Below are 14,949 nucleotides of genomic sequence, written 5' to 3' on the forward strand. Positions count from 1 at the left end.
CCAGGATATTCTTCAAATATATCCTGGGGCCGTGCCGCCTGTGGGCCAGGGACGCCGACTACAACCCCTAAAACCCGTCCGGTTCAATCCCCCGGTTCCAGCAGGGCCTGCCTTTCGCTCACGCCCGCCGCATCCAACCCGCGCCCCGCGTCGTACACACCCACCACGTCCTCGATCACCTTTACCGAACGAGCACGTCTCCAGTAGCGCCGGATGTTCACGAAGTCCGCCTGATAGCCGCCCTCCGACGTCCAGCCGCGCCCGCGCGTCAGCGCCAGATCGCGCGCCACGCACACGCACAGGGTGTCAACGTTGCACTGCCTGAGCACCTGGCTGTCCGGCCCCGGACGCGGCAGCAGGCCCACGTCCGGGAAGGCGCGGCTCACGTCGATCCTGGCCACGATCAGCTCGTGTTCCAAGTGCGGCATGTAGCTGGCCAGTGCCGATTCCGTGAAGGCGTTGTCGTCGTCCAGGAAGAGCAGGTGCGAGCCTTTGGCCAGAGGCAGCAGGTTGTCGCGGATGCGGTGCCCGAAATCGCCGTATTTGGGGAAATCAACGAAGCGCGCGGGCAGGTCCACATGCGGGCGGAGGCCCTTGAGCCCGTCGAAGCCCACCAGCCACTCCACCTGGCCAGGTGCAAGCAGCCCCAGGGCCTCCGCGTGGCGCGTCGCGGCCTCAAGGCTGCGCCCGGCCTGCTCCAGGGCCAGGGGCCTGTCGCCCCGGCTGGGCGTGATGACGCTGAAGATCGTGCTGGGGCGCATGGACCTCTCCTGCCTGGCAGCTTTACCAAATCGTCCGGGCTGCGTATATGGCGCGCTGCATGGGTCCGCGCACCTTCCCGGGCGGGCGGGCCAAACCACCACTGGAGACCAAGCGATGAAAGGCGTCTGGGACGATCTGGACAAGGAACGCGTCAGCCATGCCGTGCTCACGGCCTTCGGCTCTGACGAGTATCTGGAGCTGCTGGCCCGCATCAACAACGCCGACACCCCGGAAGAGGTGCGCCAGGCCCGCGCGGAACTGAAGGACATCATGGCCCTCTGGCGCCAGGAGTGCCCCGAGTACGCCTTCATGGTGGACTGCCTCTATCTTTTCTCGGAAAAGATGGAGATCTATCTGACCGCCTCGGAGCCTGCGTGAGCGCCGTCCCCGGTCCCGACGGCAGGCCGCGCTGCCCCTGGAGCCTGGGGCATCCGCTGCTGCTCGAATACCATGACGCAGAGTGGGGCGCGCCCCTGCGCGACGACCGGGTTCTCTTCGAACTGCTGATACTGGAGGGCTTCCAGGCCGGGCTCTCCTGGCTGACCATCCTCAAGCGCCGGGAGGGCTTCCGCCAGGCCTTCCAGGGATTCGCCCCCCAGGTGGTGGCGGGCTACAGCAAGGCGGACATGGAGCGGCTGATGGCCGACGCCGGCATCATCCGCAACCGCCTCAAGGTGGAGGCCGCACCGGTCAATGCCAGGGCCTTCATGAAGGTCCAGGCCAGCCACGGCAGCTTCGCCGATTATTTCTGGGGATTCGTGGACGGGCGTCCCGTGGTCAACGCCTGGAAGGAGATGTCCCAGGTGCCCGCCGTGACGCCCCTGGCCGAGAAAGTCAGCAAGGACATGAAGGCCAAGGGGTTCAAGTTCGTGGGGCCGGTGAGCGTCTACGCCTATTTGCAGTCGGCCGGGCTGGTCAACGACCACCTGGAAAGCTGCTTCCGCTTCGCGGAGACTACCGGGAAGGGCTGAAGCTACCTCCTGGCCGCCAACAGCCCGCCCAGGGCGGCCATGCACGCCGCCAGGGCCACCATGGCGGCCATCTCCTCCAGGGGCATGGGCGCGAGCCTGATCCACAGAGGGGGGCCGTGGAGCCGCCCGGCCAGGACCAGGCGCAGGGCCGCCAGCGCCGCCAGCCCCAGCAGGGACCCCGCCAGGCCCGTCAGCGCCGCGCTCACCACCCAGGGCAGGCGCACGAACCATTCCTTCGCGCCCACCAGGCGCATCAGCTCCACTTCGGCCCTGCGGCCCTCCAAGCACAGCCTGGCGGAAAGATACGCCACCAGGGCGACCGCCAGGGCCAGCGCCCCCGCCAGCGGCCACAACGCAGCGGCCGAGAGGCTGCGCAGGGCCTGTGCCACGTCCAACTGCGCGGGGGCGATGCGCACCCGCTCCACGCCGGGCAGGGCCTTGAGCCGCTCCAGCAGCTCCAGCGCGGGGGCTGTGTCCGCTGCGCGCACCGCGAACGAGGCCAAGGCCTTGGGCGGCAGGGGGGCGGACCCGCCCGCGCGGGGAAAATCGTAGCCCTCGTCCAGGGTGGAGCGCAGGCTCTCCAGCGACTCCTCCGGGGTGAGCCCGGTGAGTTCGTCCACGCCGGGCATGGCCCGGATCAGCTCCCACTGGCGGCGCACCTCGGCCAGGCCGGTCCCCGGTTTCCAGTAGATGCGGAATTGAGCGTGCCCGTGCTTTTCGAGCAGGTTGCCCTCCAGGTTGGCCAGGAACAGCCCCAGCCCCCCGGCCAGGAAGCAGGCCAGGGCCAGCGCCAGCGCGGCCATGAGGTGCAGCCCGGGGGCTCCGCCGATCTGCAGGAAGGCACGCGCCAGCGCCCGGCGCAGAAGGATCACGCCGCACCCTCGCCGGGGTGGGCGCCGCCGGATTGCCCCAGGAAACCGGCCTCAAGATTGAGCACGCGGGCCTGCGGGGTGGCTGCGACGATGTCGTGGTTGTGGGTGGCCATGAGGATGGTCACGCCGTGGGCGTGGAACTGCTTGAACACGTCCATGAGGCGCAGGGCCATGTCGCGGTCCAGGTTGCCGGTGGGCTCGTCCGCCAGGATGACCTTGGGCCCGGCCACCATGGCCCGGGCGATGGCCACGCGCTGCTGCTCGCCGCCGGAGAGCACCGCGCAGGGCAGGCCAGCCGCGCGCTCAAGCTCCAGGGCGGCCAGCACGGAGTCCACCCGGCGGGCGATCTGCCCCTCGGGCAGGCCGCAGACCTCCAGGGGCAGGCGCACGTTCTCGGCCACGGTGCGGTCGGGAAGTATCTTGAAGTCCTGGAAGACCACGGCCACGTCGCGGCGCAGCAGGGGCAGTCTGCAGCGCGTAAGCGCCGCAAGGTCGTACCCCGCGATTCGCGCCTTGCCTGCCTGCAGGGGCAGCTGCCCGTGCAGGATGCGCAGAAGCGTGGTCTTGCCCGCCCCGGAGCGGCCCGTGAGGAAGGCGAACTCCCCCTTGTGGACCCGGAAGCTCACGGCCTGGAGCGCCTTGTGCCCGCCGAAGGCGTGCGAAAGGTGCACGGCCGAAATCATCCCTGCCCCCGGCGGCCTAGTGTAACGTCCGAAAAATAATTGAAATAATTACTCTTTCCCTTGCAAAACATATGCATGTTTTTCAAGGACGCGACACTAGCCGCACTTGGTGAAGCCGCAGGCCTTGCACACGTAGCAGCCTTCCTCGAAGGTCAGCTCGTGGTCGCAGTCAGGGCAGGTGGGCGTGGTCAGGGACTTCACGCCGTCGCCCATGGTGCGGCCCTGCATGTAGCGGCGCTCAAGCACCCAGGCCACGGAGTCCGGCAGGGAGAGCAGCAGCCCCTTCTTCTGGAACACCGGGTTCTCGCCGCCGATGCCCTTGAGCTGGCCCACCACGTCGGCCACGTCCACGCCTGAGCGCAGAGCCAGGGAGACGAGCCTGCCGATGGCCTCGGCCTTGGCCGTGATGGAGCGGCCGGACTTGCCGATGGTGGCGAACACCTCGAAGGGTTTGCCGTCCACCTCGTTCACGGTGAGGTAGAGGTCGCCGTAGCCGGTCTTGACCTTCTGGGTGAAGCCGTAGACCACGTCCGGCCGGTTGCGCACCTTGGACTCCTGGCGGTCGTCGGCCTTCTCCTTCTTGGAGCCGTCGCCGGTGCAGAGCACCTGGGCGGACTTGCAGCCGTCGCGATACACGGTGACGCCCTTGCAGCCCAGTTCGTAGGCCAGCCAGTAGATGCGCCAGATGTCGTCCTGCACGGCGGAGTTGGGCAGGTTCACGGTCTTGGAGACGGCGTTGTCAGTGTACTTCTGGAAGGCGGCCTGCATCTTCAGGTGCCACACGGGCTCGATGTCCATGGCCGTGACGAAGGTGCGGCGCAGCTCTTCGGGGATGTAGTCGATGTGCTTGATGGAGCCCTTGGCGGCCACCTCCTCCATGAGCTTGGGGGAGTGGCACTGGGCGGCCTTCACCGCGGCCTCGAAGTAGGGGTTGGACTCCACCAGCTTCTCGCCGTCCATCACGTGGCGCGCGAAGGAGAGCGCGAACAGCGGCTCGATGCCCGAGGAGCAGCCCGCCAGGATGGAGAGCGTGCCCGTGGGCGCGATGGTGGTGGTGGTGGCGTTGCGGAAGGGGCCCTGCTTGTGCTGGGCGTAGACCGAGCCCTCGAAGTTGGGGAAGGCGCCGCGCTCCTCGGCCAGGACCTTGGACGCGGCCTTGGACTCGTCCTGCATGAAGTCCATGATCTTCTCGGCCAGGCGCAGGGCCTCCTGGGAGTCGTAGGGGATCTCCAGCTGATAGAGCAGGTCCGCGAAGCCCATGACGCCCAGGCCGATCTTGCGGTTGGCGCGCACCATGTCGCTGATGCGCTCCAGCGGGTAGACCGAGGCCTCGATCACGTTGTCCAGGAAGCGCACGGCCAGGTGGATGACGCGCTTGAGCTCGTCCCAGTCCACGCCGTCGCGGGTGTCGGCCTTCATCAGGGCCAGGTTCACCGAGCCCAGGTTGCATGCCTCGTAGGGCAGCAGGGGCTGCTCGCCGCAGGGGTTGGTGGACTCGATCTCGCCCAGGGCCGGGGTGGGGTTGTCGCGGTTGATGCGGTCCAGGAAGATGATGCCCGGATCGCCCGACTCCCACGCCTTCTGCACCAGCAGGGAGAACACCTCCCGGGCCTTGAGCCTGGTGATGACCTCCTTGGAGTGCGGGGCCACCAGGTCGTACTCCTCGTCGGCCTCCACGGCCTGCATGAAGGCCTCGGTGAGTGCCACGGAAATATTGAAGTTGTTGAGGTCTCCCTCGCGCTCCTTGCAGCGGATGAACTCGAGGATGTCCGGGTGGTCCACGCGCAGGATGCCCATGTTGGCGCCACGGCGCGTGCCGCCCTGCTTCACCTGCTCGGTGGCGGTGTTGAAGATGCGCATGAAGGACACCGGGCCGGAGGCCACGCCGCCCGTGGAGCCCACCCGGGAGTTCACCGGGCGCAGCCGCGAGAAGGAGAAGCCCGTGCCGCCGCCGGACTTGTGGATCAGGGCCGCGTGCTTCACCGCGTCGAAGATCTCGTCCATGGAGTCGCCCACGGGGATCACGAAGCAGGCCGCCAGCTGGCCCAGGTCCGTGCCCGCGTTCATCAGAGTGGGCGAGTTGGGCAGGAACTTGAAGGAGGTCATCAGGTCGTAGAAGGCCCGGGCGAGCGCGTCCGGCTTCCAGGAGGACGTGGCGAACAGCGTCTCCTGGCCCGCAATGGCATCGGCCACGCGCCAGAAGAGCTCCTGCTCGGTTTCTATGGCTTCGCCCTGGGGGCCTTTGCGCAGGTAGCGCTTGGCGAGGACGACCTTGGCGTTCTGGTTCAAACCGGGCTCGGGCAGGTCCGCCGGGATGCTGGAGACGGGCATGGAGACTCCTTCAAAAAAGGAAATGATACTGCTGGATGTCGTTCGAGGGCCGAATGGCCGCAGCCGGGATTCTTAATTCAAAATCGCCTGGAAAGCCACAGGGTTTGGGCCGCGCGGGGGCGCTTCGAGTGTTCGCATCCTGTTCCTAACTCTGCAAAGATCGTGGCATCATTGGGGATAAATTTTTAGCTTACAACTTGGTCAGGCCCCCCCCGGACGGACGCGGGCCTCCCGTTGCCGCCTGCATCCTCAAAGGAAGCTTTCGGAATTTTAGGCACGGGCGTGCGTTCCGCGAACGCGGGATGGCGCTCATTCAGGAGGCGTGATCGTACAGGTGCGGGCGGGCTTGCCCCCTCCTTGTTGCGGGAGTATGCCGGGCGCGCGTCTTTGCGAAAATGTGATCGTTGGGGGAACCATGCTCGGACCATACGTCAACGGCGTCTCCGTGGTGATAGGCAGCGTGTTCGGCGGCGCGCTGGGCGAGCGCATGAGCGCCAACCTGCGCAACAGGATGCCCCACGTGTTCGGCTGCTGCTCCATGGCGCTCGGCGTGGCCATGATCGTCAAGGTCAACGCCCTGCCTCCCGTGGTGCTGGCCCTGGTGCTGGGGGCCATCATCGGGGAGCTCGTCCACCTGGAGCGCGGCATCCGCAGCCTTGCCGGGAAGCTGCGCAAGCTGGTGGAGAAGGTGGCCCCGGCCCCCAAGGGAGGCATAAGCCACGAGGACTTCCTGGAGCGCTTCGTGGCGCTCATGGTGCTGTTCTGCGTCAGCGGCACCAGCGTGTTCGGCTCCATGAACGAGGGCATCACCGGCGACCCGACCCTGCTGCTGGTCAAGGCCGTGCTGGACCTGTTCACCTCGGCCATCTTCGCGGCGTCGCTGGGCTACGCGGTGGCCGCCCTGGCCGTTCCGCAACTGGCCATCCAGGCCGCGCTTTTCGGGGCCTCCACCTTGATCATGCCCCTGACCACCCCGGCCATGGTGGCGGATTTCTCGGCCTGCGGCGGGGTCATCATGCTGGCCACGGGCTTCCGCATCTGCGAGATCAAATCCATGGCCGTGGCCAACTGGCTGCCGGCGCTGTTCATCGTCATGCCGCTCTCCGCCCTGTGGGCGCGGGTGATGCCCCACTAGCCCCGCCCTTCACCGGCCGTCGCAAAACTCCGGGAAATCCGACATCCGGCCTTGTGCTTTCCGCCATGCGATATTAGGAATTATACTGAGAAGAATCGCACCAGGCGAGCCCTGCACATGGGGGAGCCTGCCAAACCCCCAAGGAGCGGAATAATGCGCCCGGCAAGCAACATTCTCCTCGCGGTCGCCATCGTCCTGTCCACGGTGAGCGCGTCCCTGGCCCAGATCGAGATCTACGACGCCAACAACCAGGACCTGGGCATGGTGACCTCGCCCAATACGCTGGGATTCTACAATCAGAAGATCGGCAAGTTCTTCGAACTGGACATGACCACCTACAACCTGCAGAACGTCTACCTCTTCTACAAGACGGACGACTGCTCCGGCCAGGCCTACGCGCTCTATGCGCTGACCGGGTACATGGTCCGCTCCGGCAACAACATCTATGAGCACACGGGGGAGACGGAGAGTTTCAACTCCACCAGCTATTACTGGAACGCCCAGTGCTACAAGGCCACCGCGGCGCTGCGGTTCTACGGCAAGGTGAACCCGTTCGCGGGCATGTTGCCGTTCACCCTTCCCGTGAAGCCGCCCTTCCACTACAGCGTCAAGCACTCGACCAAGGCCGTGGTGGTGCCCATGCCCATCAGCTGAGGCTGGCGGCCCTGTTCAGGGGAGGAAGGGGCCTGCGTCCCACCGCCCGCTCCAGGGCGGCGGGCAGGCGAACGTCTCCTCCCCGATGGTTAGCTTCCAGGCGTGCAGGCGCATGGGCGGCTTGCCGCCGCCGTACTTGGCGTCCCCGGCGATGGGGTGCCCGCGCGAGGCCAGCTGCGCCCTGATCTGGTGGGTGCGGCCCGTGAGCAGGCGCACCTCCAGGAGCGCCCTGTCCGCCTCGATGCGCAGGGGCACGGCCACCAGCCGGGCCTCCTTGCCCTCCTCCCCGGCCTCCATGCGCTCGCGCCCCGGCGCGCCGGCCTTCTCCAGCCTGTCCGCCATTTCCACCGGCTCGCGCAGGGCTGAAAGGCCCCATTCCCCCAGCACCCAGCACAGGTAGCGTTTGTCCGTCTCCCTCGCGGCCAGCATGGCGTGAGCCCTGGTCAGGGCCTGGTGCGTGCGCGCGGCCAGGAGCACGCCGGAGGTGTCGCGGTCCAGCCGGTGCGCGATTGTCGGCACGAAGGCGCTGCCCGCGAAGGCCTGGGCGAGCCTGGTCTGCACGGAGTCGGTCCAGCCGCTGCCCGGGTGCACGGGCAGCCCTGCGGGTTTGGCGATCACCAGCCAGTCGGGCGTTTCGGCCAGCACGGGCAGGTCCAGCGGAGCGCCTGCCCCTGCCCGCTCCTCAACGGGACGCAGCTCGGCGAAGGGCGGGATGCGCACGCTCTGGCCCTCGGCCACGCGGTCGAAGGGCTTGGCGCGTTTGCCGTCCACGCGCACCTGTCCGGTCCTGATCCAGCGCATGAGCACCGAGCCGGGGGCGTCCTCGCCGAGCACGCGCCCCAGGTATTGCACGAGCTTCTGCCCGGCCTCGGCTGCGCTGACGGTGCGGATGTTGGGATTTGGCTTCATGGAGACTTGGAGAGGGGGAGGGAATCAGGGGCGCTGCCCCTGCACCCCGCCGGGGGGAGTGCCTCCCCCCGGACCCCGGCAATATATTACACAGTGACTACCGACAGGCGCGAAGCCGTCGAGGGGGTCCGGGGGAAATCATTTCCCCCGGCGGGGTCCAGGGGCGGAGCCCCTGGCTCCACCCCTCTTGTCCATATCTTCTCTTACTGGCCGGTCTTGCCGTTCAGGTCCGCCGGGGCCTGCTGTCCGGGAACACCCAGGTCCCTGAACTCGGCGGGCTTGCGCATGGACTGGGGCGTCTTGGCCACCTCGTCCACCTGCGCGCCGCGCCCGGTGACGGAGATGATGTTCTCGTAGTTGATCTCGGTGACGTTGCCCATGAGGTCGCGGATCTTGCGGGCGTCCATCTCCAGCTTGACGAAGGCGATGCCCTTCTCGTCCCAGCCCCATCCGCGCTGCGGGTCATCCACGCGCGGGTTGGGGATGTAGGCCCCGTAGACCGCGGCGGCCACTTTCGAGCGGTTGGAGTCCTTGGAGAGGATGAAGTTCTCGGTCACGGTGCGGGAGGAGAGCTTCTCGCCCAGCAGGGCCGCGCCCATGAGGTCGTAGGCGTTGACCATGGCGGCGCGCAGGGCCAAGAGCGGCGGGCGCGAGGCCTCGGTGGTGGTGCCGAAGCCGAAGCCTTCCACGCGCACGTCCTTGAAGGCCAGGCGCTCGCCGAGCACGTTCTGGATCTCGCCGTTGAGGTCGATGTAGCCGATGGCCAGGGCGATGTCCTTCTGGCGGTCGTAGACCACCTGGTCCACCTGGATGTCCTTGATGACGGCCTGGGCCTTGGCGTCGGCCTGGTACTTGGGCTGCTCGGTGAGGCCGAACTGGGTCTGGCTCTGGACCTTGTAGCCGATGATGGTCTCCACGATCATGCGCTTCATGTCCTGGACGGCCATGCGTTCGCTCATCAGCTGCTTGCTGCCCTGGGCCCAGGCCTGCCCGCCCGTCAGCAGGGCGAGGACGAGGGCTACGGCGAGGGCTGCGGACGCTGTGCGGGTCATGGGCGTTCTCCTTGACGGGCTTCCGGTATCCGCGCCGCCGCAGGGGAAGGCCTGCGGCGGCGCGGGGAAAGGCTGACGAGATATCGTCAGTTCGTGTATTTCCTGGTGCTCTTGGTCCTGGGTTTGGCCTTCTTGGCCTTTGGCGCGCCGTTCTGCGGCACGCCGTCCACCACGGTGACGCTCTCGCGCACCTTGACTTCGGGCTGCTTTCCGGGGGCTCCGTTGTCCTGGGGCAGAGGCGCGGCTCCGCCCTTGAGCCCGGGGGAGGCCACGGCCCCGGTGGAGGGGTCGCGCGGGGCGAACACCGGATCCAGGGCCTTGCCCTGCAAGTTGCCCGAGGGGCGCTCCTGCACGGTCACGGAGTCGATGCGGACGCTGGTGGCCTCCGGGTTGACGGGGTTGCGCTTCACCGTTGCCTCGAAGGTCACGGTGCCGTTCTGGGGCACCTGTCCCTGGCGCTTGAGCTCCTGGAACACCTCGTCCTTGGCCTTCTGCTTCTGGCGCACCAGTTCGTCCATGAGCTCCTTGTTGCCCTGGGCGGACGCCGGTGCGGCCGCCAGCAGCGCCAGAAGGAGGGCGGCGGGGAGGGCTGCGCGTCTCATGCTAGAACTGCCCCGGGGTCAGGGGAGCGGCCCCGCCGGTGAGGCTCGATGCAGGGGCGGCCGGGGCGGGCGCCGCCTTGGCGGCTTTCTTCGCCCGAGGCTCCGGTGCGCGGGTCGCCGGGGCCTTGGGCTTGCCCTTGGGGGCGCGGCCGCAGGTCTTCTTCACGTTGGCCAGCTCGGCGCGCAGCGATGCGTTGGAGCTGTCCACCGCGAGACCCCGCTGCAGGGCCTCGGCGGCATCGGGGCAGCGGGCCTGGGCGGCGTAGACGCGCCCCAGGGCCAGATACACGTCCGGGTTGATGGAGCCCAGCCCGCGCGCGGCCTCCAGCTGACGCTGGGCCTCGGCGACGTTGCCGTCCCTGTAGAGCAGGATGCCCAGGGACTCACGCGCGTAGAGGTGCCCGGGGTTGAGGTTGAGCACCTCCACGAAGCTCTTCCTGGCGTTGGCCGTCAGGTTCATCCTCCAGCAGGAGAGGCCCAGGTAGTACAAGGCTTCCTGCATGCTGGGGCTCTTGGACGCGGCCATCTCGAAGTTCTGCGCCGCCTGGGCGTAGTTCTCCATCTTGTAGGCGCGCAGCCCGGAGTCGAAATACTCCTGGGCCGAGGGCTCCGGCGGGGCCGGAGGCGGCTTCCTGGCGCAGCCGAGCGTGAGCGCGGCCAGGAGCGTGAACGTCAGGAGGAGTGCTGTGCGCATGGGGGCTCCCTACTTCAGCTTGTCGATGTCGGCCACGCACTGCTGGATCAGGCGCTGCACCAGCGTGTCCAGGGTGACCATCTTGGTGGACTGGGAGGAGACGCCCAGCGCGCCGCCGCCCTTGGTGCCCATCTCCATCTTGTCCTCGAAATATCCGGTGGCCTTCTGCTCGCCGGTGTTGGCGTCGATGACCTTGTAGCGCATGCCCACGATCCAGATGCCCACGGCCTCGTTGGCGTGCACGGAGCCCACGGCCGCGCCCGAGCCCACGCCCGCGGCCCAGCTGTTGGTGGTGGAGCCCACGATGGAGCCGGTGATGGCGCCCAGGTAGGAGCCGTCGAACTTGCGGGACTCCTCGGCCACGGGCTCGGCGCGCAGAACGTCGAAGCGGACCAGCCAGTTGGTGGCCTGGAACTTGCCCTTCTTGAACTTCTTGAGGGTCTGGGCGTCGCCCATGTTGGCCGCCACCTCGATCTCCTGGATCATGGAGCCCAGGTCCTGGCGCTCGAGCACCTGGAAGTTGTCCTTGCCCAGCTCGATCTCGGCGAAGTCGGCGATGTTGTTGGGGCCGTACTTCTGGGCGAAGGTGGCGTTCATGCTCTTCACCGCGCCGGGGATGACCACCAGCTGCGGGCCGGGCTTGCCCTGGTTGGCGTAGGTCACGGGCTGGTACATGGCCTGGTCGGCGGTCTTGTTGGCCGACTGGGACGCGGACTGACAACCCGGCAGCGCGAACAGGGCGGCCAGAACGAGCAGGGCGGCGAGAGCGAGAATGGCGCGGTTGGTCATGGTCGTTTTCCTCCGTCAGGCGTCGCACATCTGCCTGGGTGTCTAGAAGTTCTTCATCACGTCCAGCCCGCTGGCGGGCTTGGCATCCTGCGAATCCATGGCCTTGACCACCTCGGGCGCGGCCTGGGCCAGCTTGGTCCTGGTCTCTTCGGTCTGCACGACTTCGCGCAGGCGCTGCGGCGCGGCCTGGTTGAGCCCGGCCGGGGGCGCGGTGCGCAGGCGCTCGTCGATGTTCACCCCCCGGGCATTCTTGTAGGCCACGGTGACGGCCCCGCCGGAGGCGCTCTCCAGGGTGAAGGCTTCCTCGCCCATCTTCTTGTTCAGCGGGGCCAGGATGGCCGACTGCATGAACTGGTTGAAGTTGCCCCCCGCGCCAGCGAACTCGATCTCGAAGAGCGAGGCCCCGGAGCGGTCGAAGTCGCGCAGCTCCACGCCCAGCACCGGCCGCAGGCCGATGAACTCCTTGCGCAGCAGTTGGGCCGTGTCGTAGCTGGGCAGGCCCAGCACCTTGACCTGGTAGGTCTTGGCCGGGGCCTGGAGGTGCTCCTCGAAGAACTCCTTGGAGAACTCCCCGCCGATCAACTGGCCGATCTCCTTGATGGCCTGGTCCTCGTCGGGCCAGCTCTGCTTCTGGGGCACCTTGTTGTTGAAGTATATTTCCTCGCCGGTGTGGTTGTCCACGCACTTCACGCTCCAGGAGGTGAGCACGTACTTGGTGAGCGTGAGCCCGGAGGCCGCCAGCTTGGCCGAGACCGTCTTGAACTTGGCCTCGCCGCTGATGGTGAAGTCGGACTGCCCAGCCTGCCCGGTGGACCACACCCGGTAGCCGAAGCCCTTGATGCGCTCCTTGAGGATGTTCTCCGCCACTTCGGAGCGTTCGGGCTTGATGTCCACGCCGCGCTCGGCGTCGCGGATGTTTATGGCCACGGCGATGCGCGGGTTGCCCGCGTCCTTGATGAGGCTCACGCGCTCCTGGCGGCCCATCTCGGAGAGGGTGTCCTTGAGCTCGCCGGTGTAGACCTCGGCGGTCATCATCAGGTGGGCGAAGCCGTCCTCCCCGACCCAGGGCTGCGACTCCTTGACCACGCGCTTGATGATGCCCTTGGAGCGCGAGAGCACCTTGTCGTGCACCAGGGTGTAGTTCTGCATCAGGGTGGAGGTCTCCATGTAGGAGCCCACGGCCTTCTCGATCACCTGGCGGCGGGCGTCGGCGCGCAGGTCGTCCAGGAGCAGGCCCTTGTCGCGCTTGTAGGTGTCGGCGTTGGGGTCGGCCAGGCCCTCGGCCGTGACGGTGACGGTCTTGCCGCCCTCGGGGGCCGGGGCGGCGGCTGGGGCCGGAGCCGGGGCGGGCGCCTTGGGCGTCTGGGCCAGCGCGGGCAGCGCGCCAAGCAGGAGCATAAGCAGCAGCGAAACAAGTGTGCGAGCGTTCATGCGCGTTCTCTTTTCAAGTGGTGTTGCTGTGCGGGGGCTCATTTCTTGCCCCTGGCGCAGAAGTCGGAATAGAGCTTGGCCACCAGGGTGTCGGCCTGGTCGTCCAGCACGGAGAGGGCCGCGCCGGTGACGTCGGTTCCCGCCCAGGACTGGCCCGAGGCCCGCACCTGCGAGACGGTGCGCCCGGAGCCGTCGGAGAGGGTCAGCACGATGTCCACGCTGACCTCGTTGGCCTTGACCATCTTGTTGGCACCGCTGCGCGCGGAGATGATCCCCTTGAGGATGAAGGCCGCGCCCAGGCGCTTGGAGGCGGCCAGGGCGGCGTCGGGGTCGTTGTTCAGGATGGCCTCGGCCTCGGCGCGGGCGATGCGCGCGGTGATGGCCTGCTGCGGGATGGTGGAGAGCCCGATGCCGCGCAGCCTGGAGTTGAGGGCCTCGAAGAGCACGCCCTGGTTGGAGGCGTTCACGTTCATCAGGCCCTGCTGCTTCTCCGCGATGAGCAGGGCGATGGTCTGGCCCTTGATGCTCTTGCGGCACGGCTCGGAGAGCAGGGCCGAAATTTCGGCCTGTTTGGCCTGCCGCTGGGCGGCGTCCTTCCCGGCCTCCTCGGAGAAGCTGAAGGCCAGGGCCTGACCGGGCAGGGCCACCAGCAGGGCGAGTACGGCGAGCCAGATGTTCATCATTGTTTCCTCATGTCTTCACGGTGAGGCGCATTCCCGTTCCAGGCCCGTATCAACCCCTGTTCCCGCGAAGCCGTTGCGGGGTCCAGGGGGATGATCCCCCTGGCGGGGTGCGGGGCCGCGCCCCGCTCCGGCAACAGCTCTTCCTTCCCTATTACCCTTACTTCGCCGCCCTTCTCAACCCCCGCCGCCGGGCAGGCCGCGCCTGGGCGGGGCCGGGTCGAAGTTCTTGCGCTTGATGGTGAAGGTGCCGAAGCTCTCCTTCTCGCCCTCGGTGAGCGGGCGCACGGAGCCGGGCAGCTTGGGGCGCACCCAGGCCACGTCGCCTGGTTTCTTGAGCACCATGAGCCCTTCCTCGGTCTGCACGGTGACCTCCTTGCCGGAGGAGGTCTCGCGCAGGGCGTGCAGCTCGGCCAGCACCTCTGTGGAGGGCTTGCCCAGCACCAGGGTCTGCTTGGTCTGTATCCAGTGGTCCGTGGTGGTGCCGCGGATGCCGATGACCGAGAGCGGGCTCGCGATCTTCAGGTTTTCCGGATTCTGGGCCACCACCTTGCCGGTGACGAAGCGGAACACGCCCTTGCTCATCTCGATGTTCTGGCGCGACTTGGACTTGTCCGCCTCGTCGTAGGCGAACTCCTTGAGCGCCACCTTGGACTCGGGCCCGATCTCGAGCGCCGAGCCGTCGGAGAACAGCAGGCGGGCCTTGTCCTTGGCGGAGGGGGTGCTCACCACGTCCTGGGCGAACACGGGCGCGCCCTTGGCCAGCTTGCGCGGCGGCTCCTGCCCGGAGGCGGCCTCGGCCTGCCCGGTGAGGTCGTCCACCACCCCGGCGGGGGTGGGGGTGTTGGCGAAGGCCACCGCGGCGATCCAGGCGGCCATCAGCAGAATCACGACATATCGTAAACGGCTCATACTTCGTCCTCTGGGGCCAGCAGCGCCCTGATCTCCCGGAGCTCGCGCTCCACAAGGGTGCGCAGCTCGTTCTTGCGCTGGCGCTCGGCCAGCTTGCGCCTGGCACCTTCAAGAGTCATGCCCTCGGTGTGCATCAGGCGCTGGATGGTCTTGAGCAGGCGCAGGTGCTCCTCGGTGTAGAGCCGCTGGCCCTTGGGCGTGCGCACCGGCTGGAGCATGGGGAACTCCGTCTCCCAGAAGCGCAGCACGAAGGTCTTGAGCCCGAGCAGATCGGCGATCTGGCCTATCTTGTAGGTCTTTGCCGCGCGTTTGGGCTTCGCCGCGCGCCCCCCCTGAGGGGGCGCGGCCTGGGTGCCGCCGTCGGCGGGTGCGCTTTGCTTTTGGTCGGAAGGGAGCATGGAGGCCTGCGGTCGATTGTTTTGCATGATGTAGCAACATGGGGGGGTGAATGCAATCGCGGCCTGCCGCGCCG

At 67.6% G+C, this 14,949-nt stretch carries 17 protein-coding genes; 4 read left to right on the forward strand and 13 right to left on the reverse strand.

What is annotated here, in order from left to right; all coding sequences use genetic code 11:
• Positions 1-83: 83 nt before the first annotated feature.
• Positions 84-761, reverse strand: coding sequence for a glycosyl transferase (locus MLE18_RS16675; protein WP_243439934.1), 678 nt, complete (start codon positions 759-761; stop codon positions 84-86).
• A 115-nt stretch (positions 762-876) separates the two neighbouring features.
• Here MLE18_RS16675 and MLE18_RS16680 point away from each other — a divergent pair, with 115 nt between their 5' ends.
• A complete protein-coding gene (locus MLE18_RS16680) occupies positions 877-1,140 on the forward strand; it encodes a hypothetical protein (protein WP_243439935.1) in 264 nt (87 codons plus the stop codon).
• Positions 1,137-1,733, forward strand: a complete 597-nt coding sequence (locus MLE18_RS16685) for a DNA-3-methyladenine glycosylase I (protein ID WP_243439936.1) — start codon at positions 1,137-1,139, stop codon at positions 1,731-1,733. The genes MLE18_RS16680 and MLE18_RS16685 overlap by 4 nt, the downstream gene beginning before the upstream one ends.
• A 2-nt stretch (positions 1,734-1,735) precedes the next feature.
• Here the strand turns inward: MLE18_RS16685 and MLE18_RS16690 are convergent, their stop codons facing one another.
• The 3 genes from MLE18_RS16690 to MLE18_RS16700 form a co-directional block, all read right to left on the reverse strand.
• Positions 1,736-2,605: a cell division protein FtsX gene (locus tag MLE18_RS16690; RefSeq protein WP_243439937.1), complete on the reverse strand. Its 870-nt coding sequence runs from the start codon at positions 2,603-2,605 to the stop codon at positions 1,736-1,738.
• Positions 2,602-3,288, reverse strand: coding sequence for a cell division ATP-binding protein FtsE (locus MLE18_RS16695; protein WP_243439938.1), 687 nt, complete (start codon positions 3,286-3,288; stop codon positions 2,602-2,604). Before MLE18_RS16695 ends, MLE18_RS16690 begins: the two co-directional genes overlap by 4 nt.
• A 96-nt stretch (positions 3,289-3,384) precedes the next feature.
• On the reverse strand, positions 3,385-5,619 hold the full coding sequence (locus tag MLE18_RS16700; RefSeq protein ID WP_243439939.1) for a vitamin B12-dependent ribonucleotide reductase: 2,235 nt from the start codon (positions 5,617-5,619) through the stop codon (positions 3,385-3,387).
• 415 nt (positions 5,620-6,034) lie between these two features.
• Between MLE18_RS16700 and MLE18_RS16705 the strand changes: the two genes are divergently transcribed.
• Positions 6,035-6,754, forward strand: a complete 720-nt coding sequence (locus MLE18_RS16705) for a DUF554 domain-containing protein (protein ID WP_243439940.1) — start codon at positions 6,035-6,037, stop codon at positions 6,752-6,754.
• A gap of 153 nt (positions 6,755-6,907) precedes the next feature.
• Positions 6,908-7,408, forward strand: a complete 501-nt coding sequence (locus MLE18_RS16710) for a hypothetical protein (protein ID WP_243439941.1) — start codon at positions 6,908-6,910, stop codon at positions 7,406-7,408.
• 15 nt (positions 7,409-7,423) lie between these two features.
• Here MLE18_RS16710 and MLE18_RS16715 read toward each other — a convergent pair whose 3' ends face one another.
• The 9 genes from MLE18_RS16715 to MLE18_RS16755 form a co-directional block, all read right to left on the reverse strand.
• Positions 7,424-8,317: an RluA family pseudouridine synthase gene (locus MLE18_RS16715; RefSeq protein ID WP_243439942.1), complete on the reverse strand. Its 894-nt coding sequence runs from the start codon at positions 8,315-8,317 to the stop codon at positions 7,424-7,426.
• Positions 8,318-8,520: 203 nt separating this feature from the next.
• The gene (locus MLE18_RS16720; protein ID WP_243439943.1) at positions 8,521-9,369 is read right to left on the reverse strand and encodes a hypothetical protein; all 849 of its coding nucleotides are present in this window, start codon (positions 9,367-9,369) and stop codon (positions 8,521-8,523) included.
• Positions 9,370-9,455: 86 nt separating this feature from the next.
• Complete coding sequence (locus MLE18_RS16725; protein WP_243439944.1) at positions 9,456-9,971, reverse strand: hypothetical protein; 516 nt, start codon at positions 9,969-9,971, stop codon at positions 9,456-9,458.
• Between the two features lies 1 nt (position 9,972).
• The gene (locus MLE18_RS16730; RefSeq protein WP_243439945.1) at positions 9,973-10,665 is read right to left on the reverse strand and encodes a tetratricopeptide repeat protein; all 693 of its coding nucleotides are present in this window, start codon (positions 10,663-10,665) and stop codon (positions 9,973-9,975) included.
• A 9-nt stretch (positions 10,666-10,674) separates the two neighbouring features.
• Positions 10,675-11,454 (reverse strand): hypothetical protein, encoded by a 780-nt coding sequence (locus MLE18_RS16735; protein WP_243439946.1) that lies wholly within the window; start codon positions 11,452-11,454, stop codon positions 10,675-10,677.
• 42 nt (positions 11,455-11,496) lie between these two features.
• Positions 11,497-12,885, reverse strand: a complete 1,389-nt coding sequence (locus tag MLE18_RS16740) for a hypothetical protein (RefSeq protein ID WP_243439947.1) — start codon at positions 12,883-12,885, stop codon at positions 11,497-11,499.
• A gap of 38 nt (positions 12,886-12,923) precedes the next feature.
• A complete protein-coding gene (locus MLE18_RS16745; RefSeq protein WP_243439948.1) occupies positions 12,924-13,565 on the reverse strand; it encodes a hypothetical protein in 642 nt (213 codons plus the stop codon).
• Positions 13,566-13,742: 177 nt separating this feature from the next.
• Positions 13,743-14,477 (reverse strand): FecR family protein, encoded by a 735-nt coding sequence (locus MLE18_RS16750; protein ID WP_243439949.1) that lies wholly within the window; start codon positions 14,475-14,477, stop codon positions 13,743-13,745.
• Positions 14,474-14,875: a MerR family transcriptional regulator gene (locus tag MLE18_RS16755; protein ID WP_336605594.1), complete on the reverse strand. Its 402-nt coding sequence runs from the start codon at positions 14,873-14,875 to the stop codon at positions 14,474-14,476. Before MLE18_RS16755 ends, MLE18_RS16750 begins: the two co-directional genes overlap by 4 nt.
• Positions 14,876-14,949: the final 74 nt, after the last annotated feature.

Source organism: Fundidesulfovibrio soli, assembly GCF_022808695.1.
Classification (GTDB): Bacteria; Desulfobacterota; Desulfovibrionia; order Desulfovibrionales; family Desulfovibrionaceae; genus Fundidesulfovibrio; species Fundidesulfovibrio soli.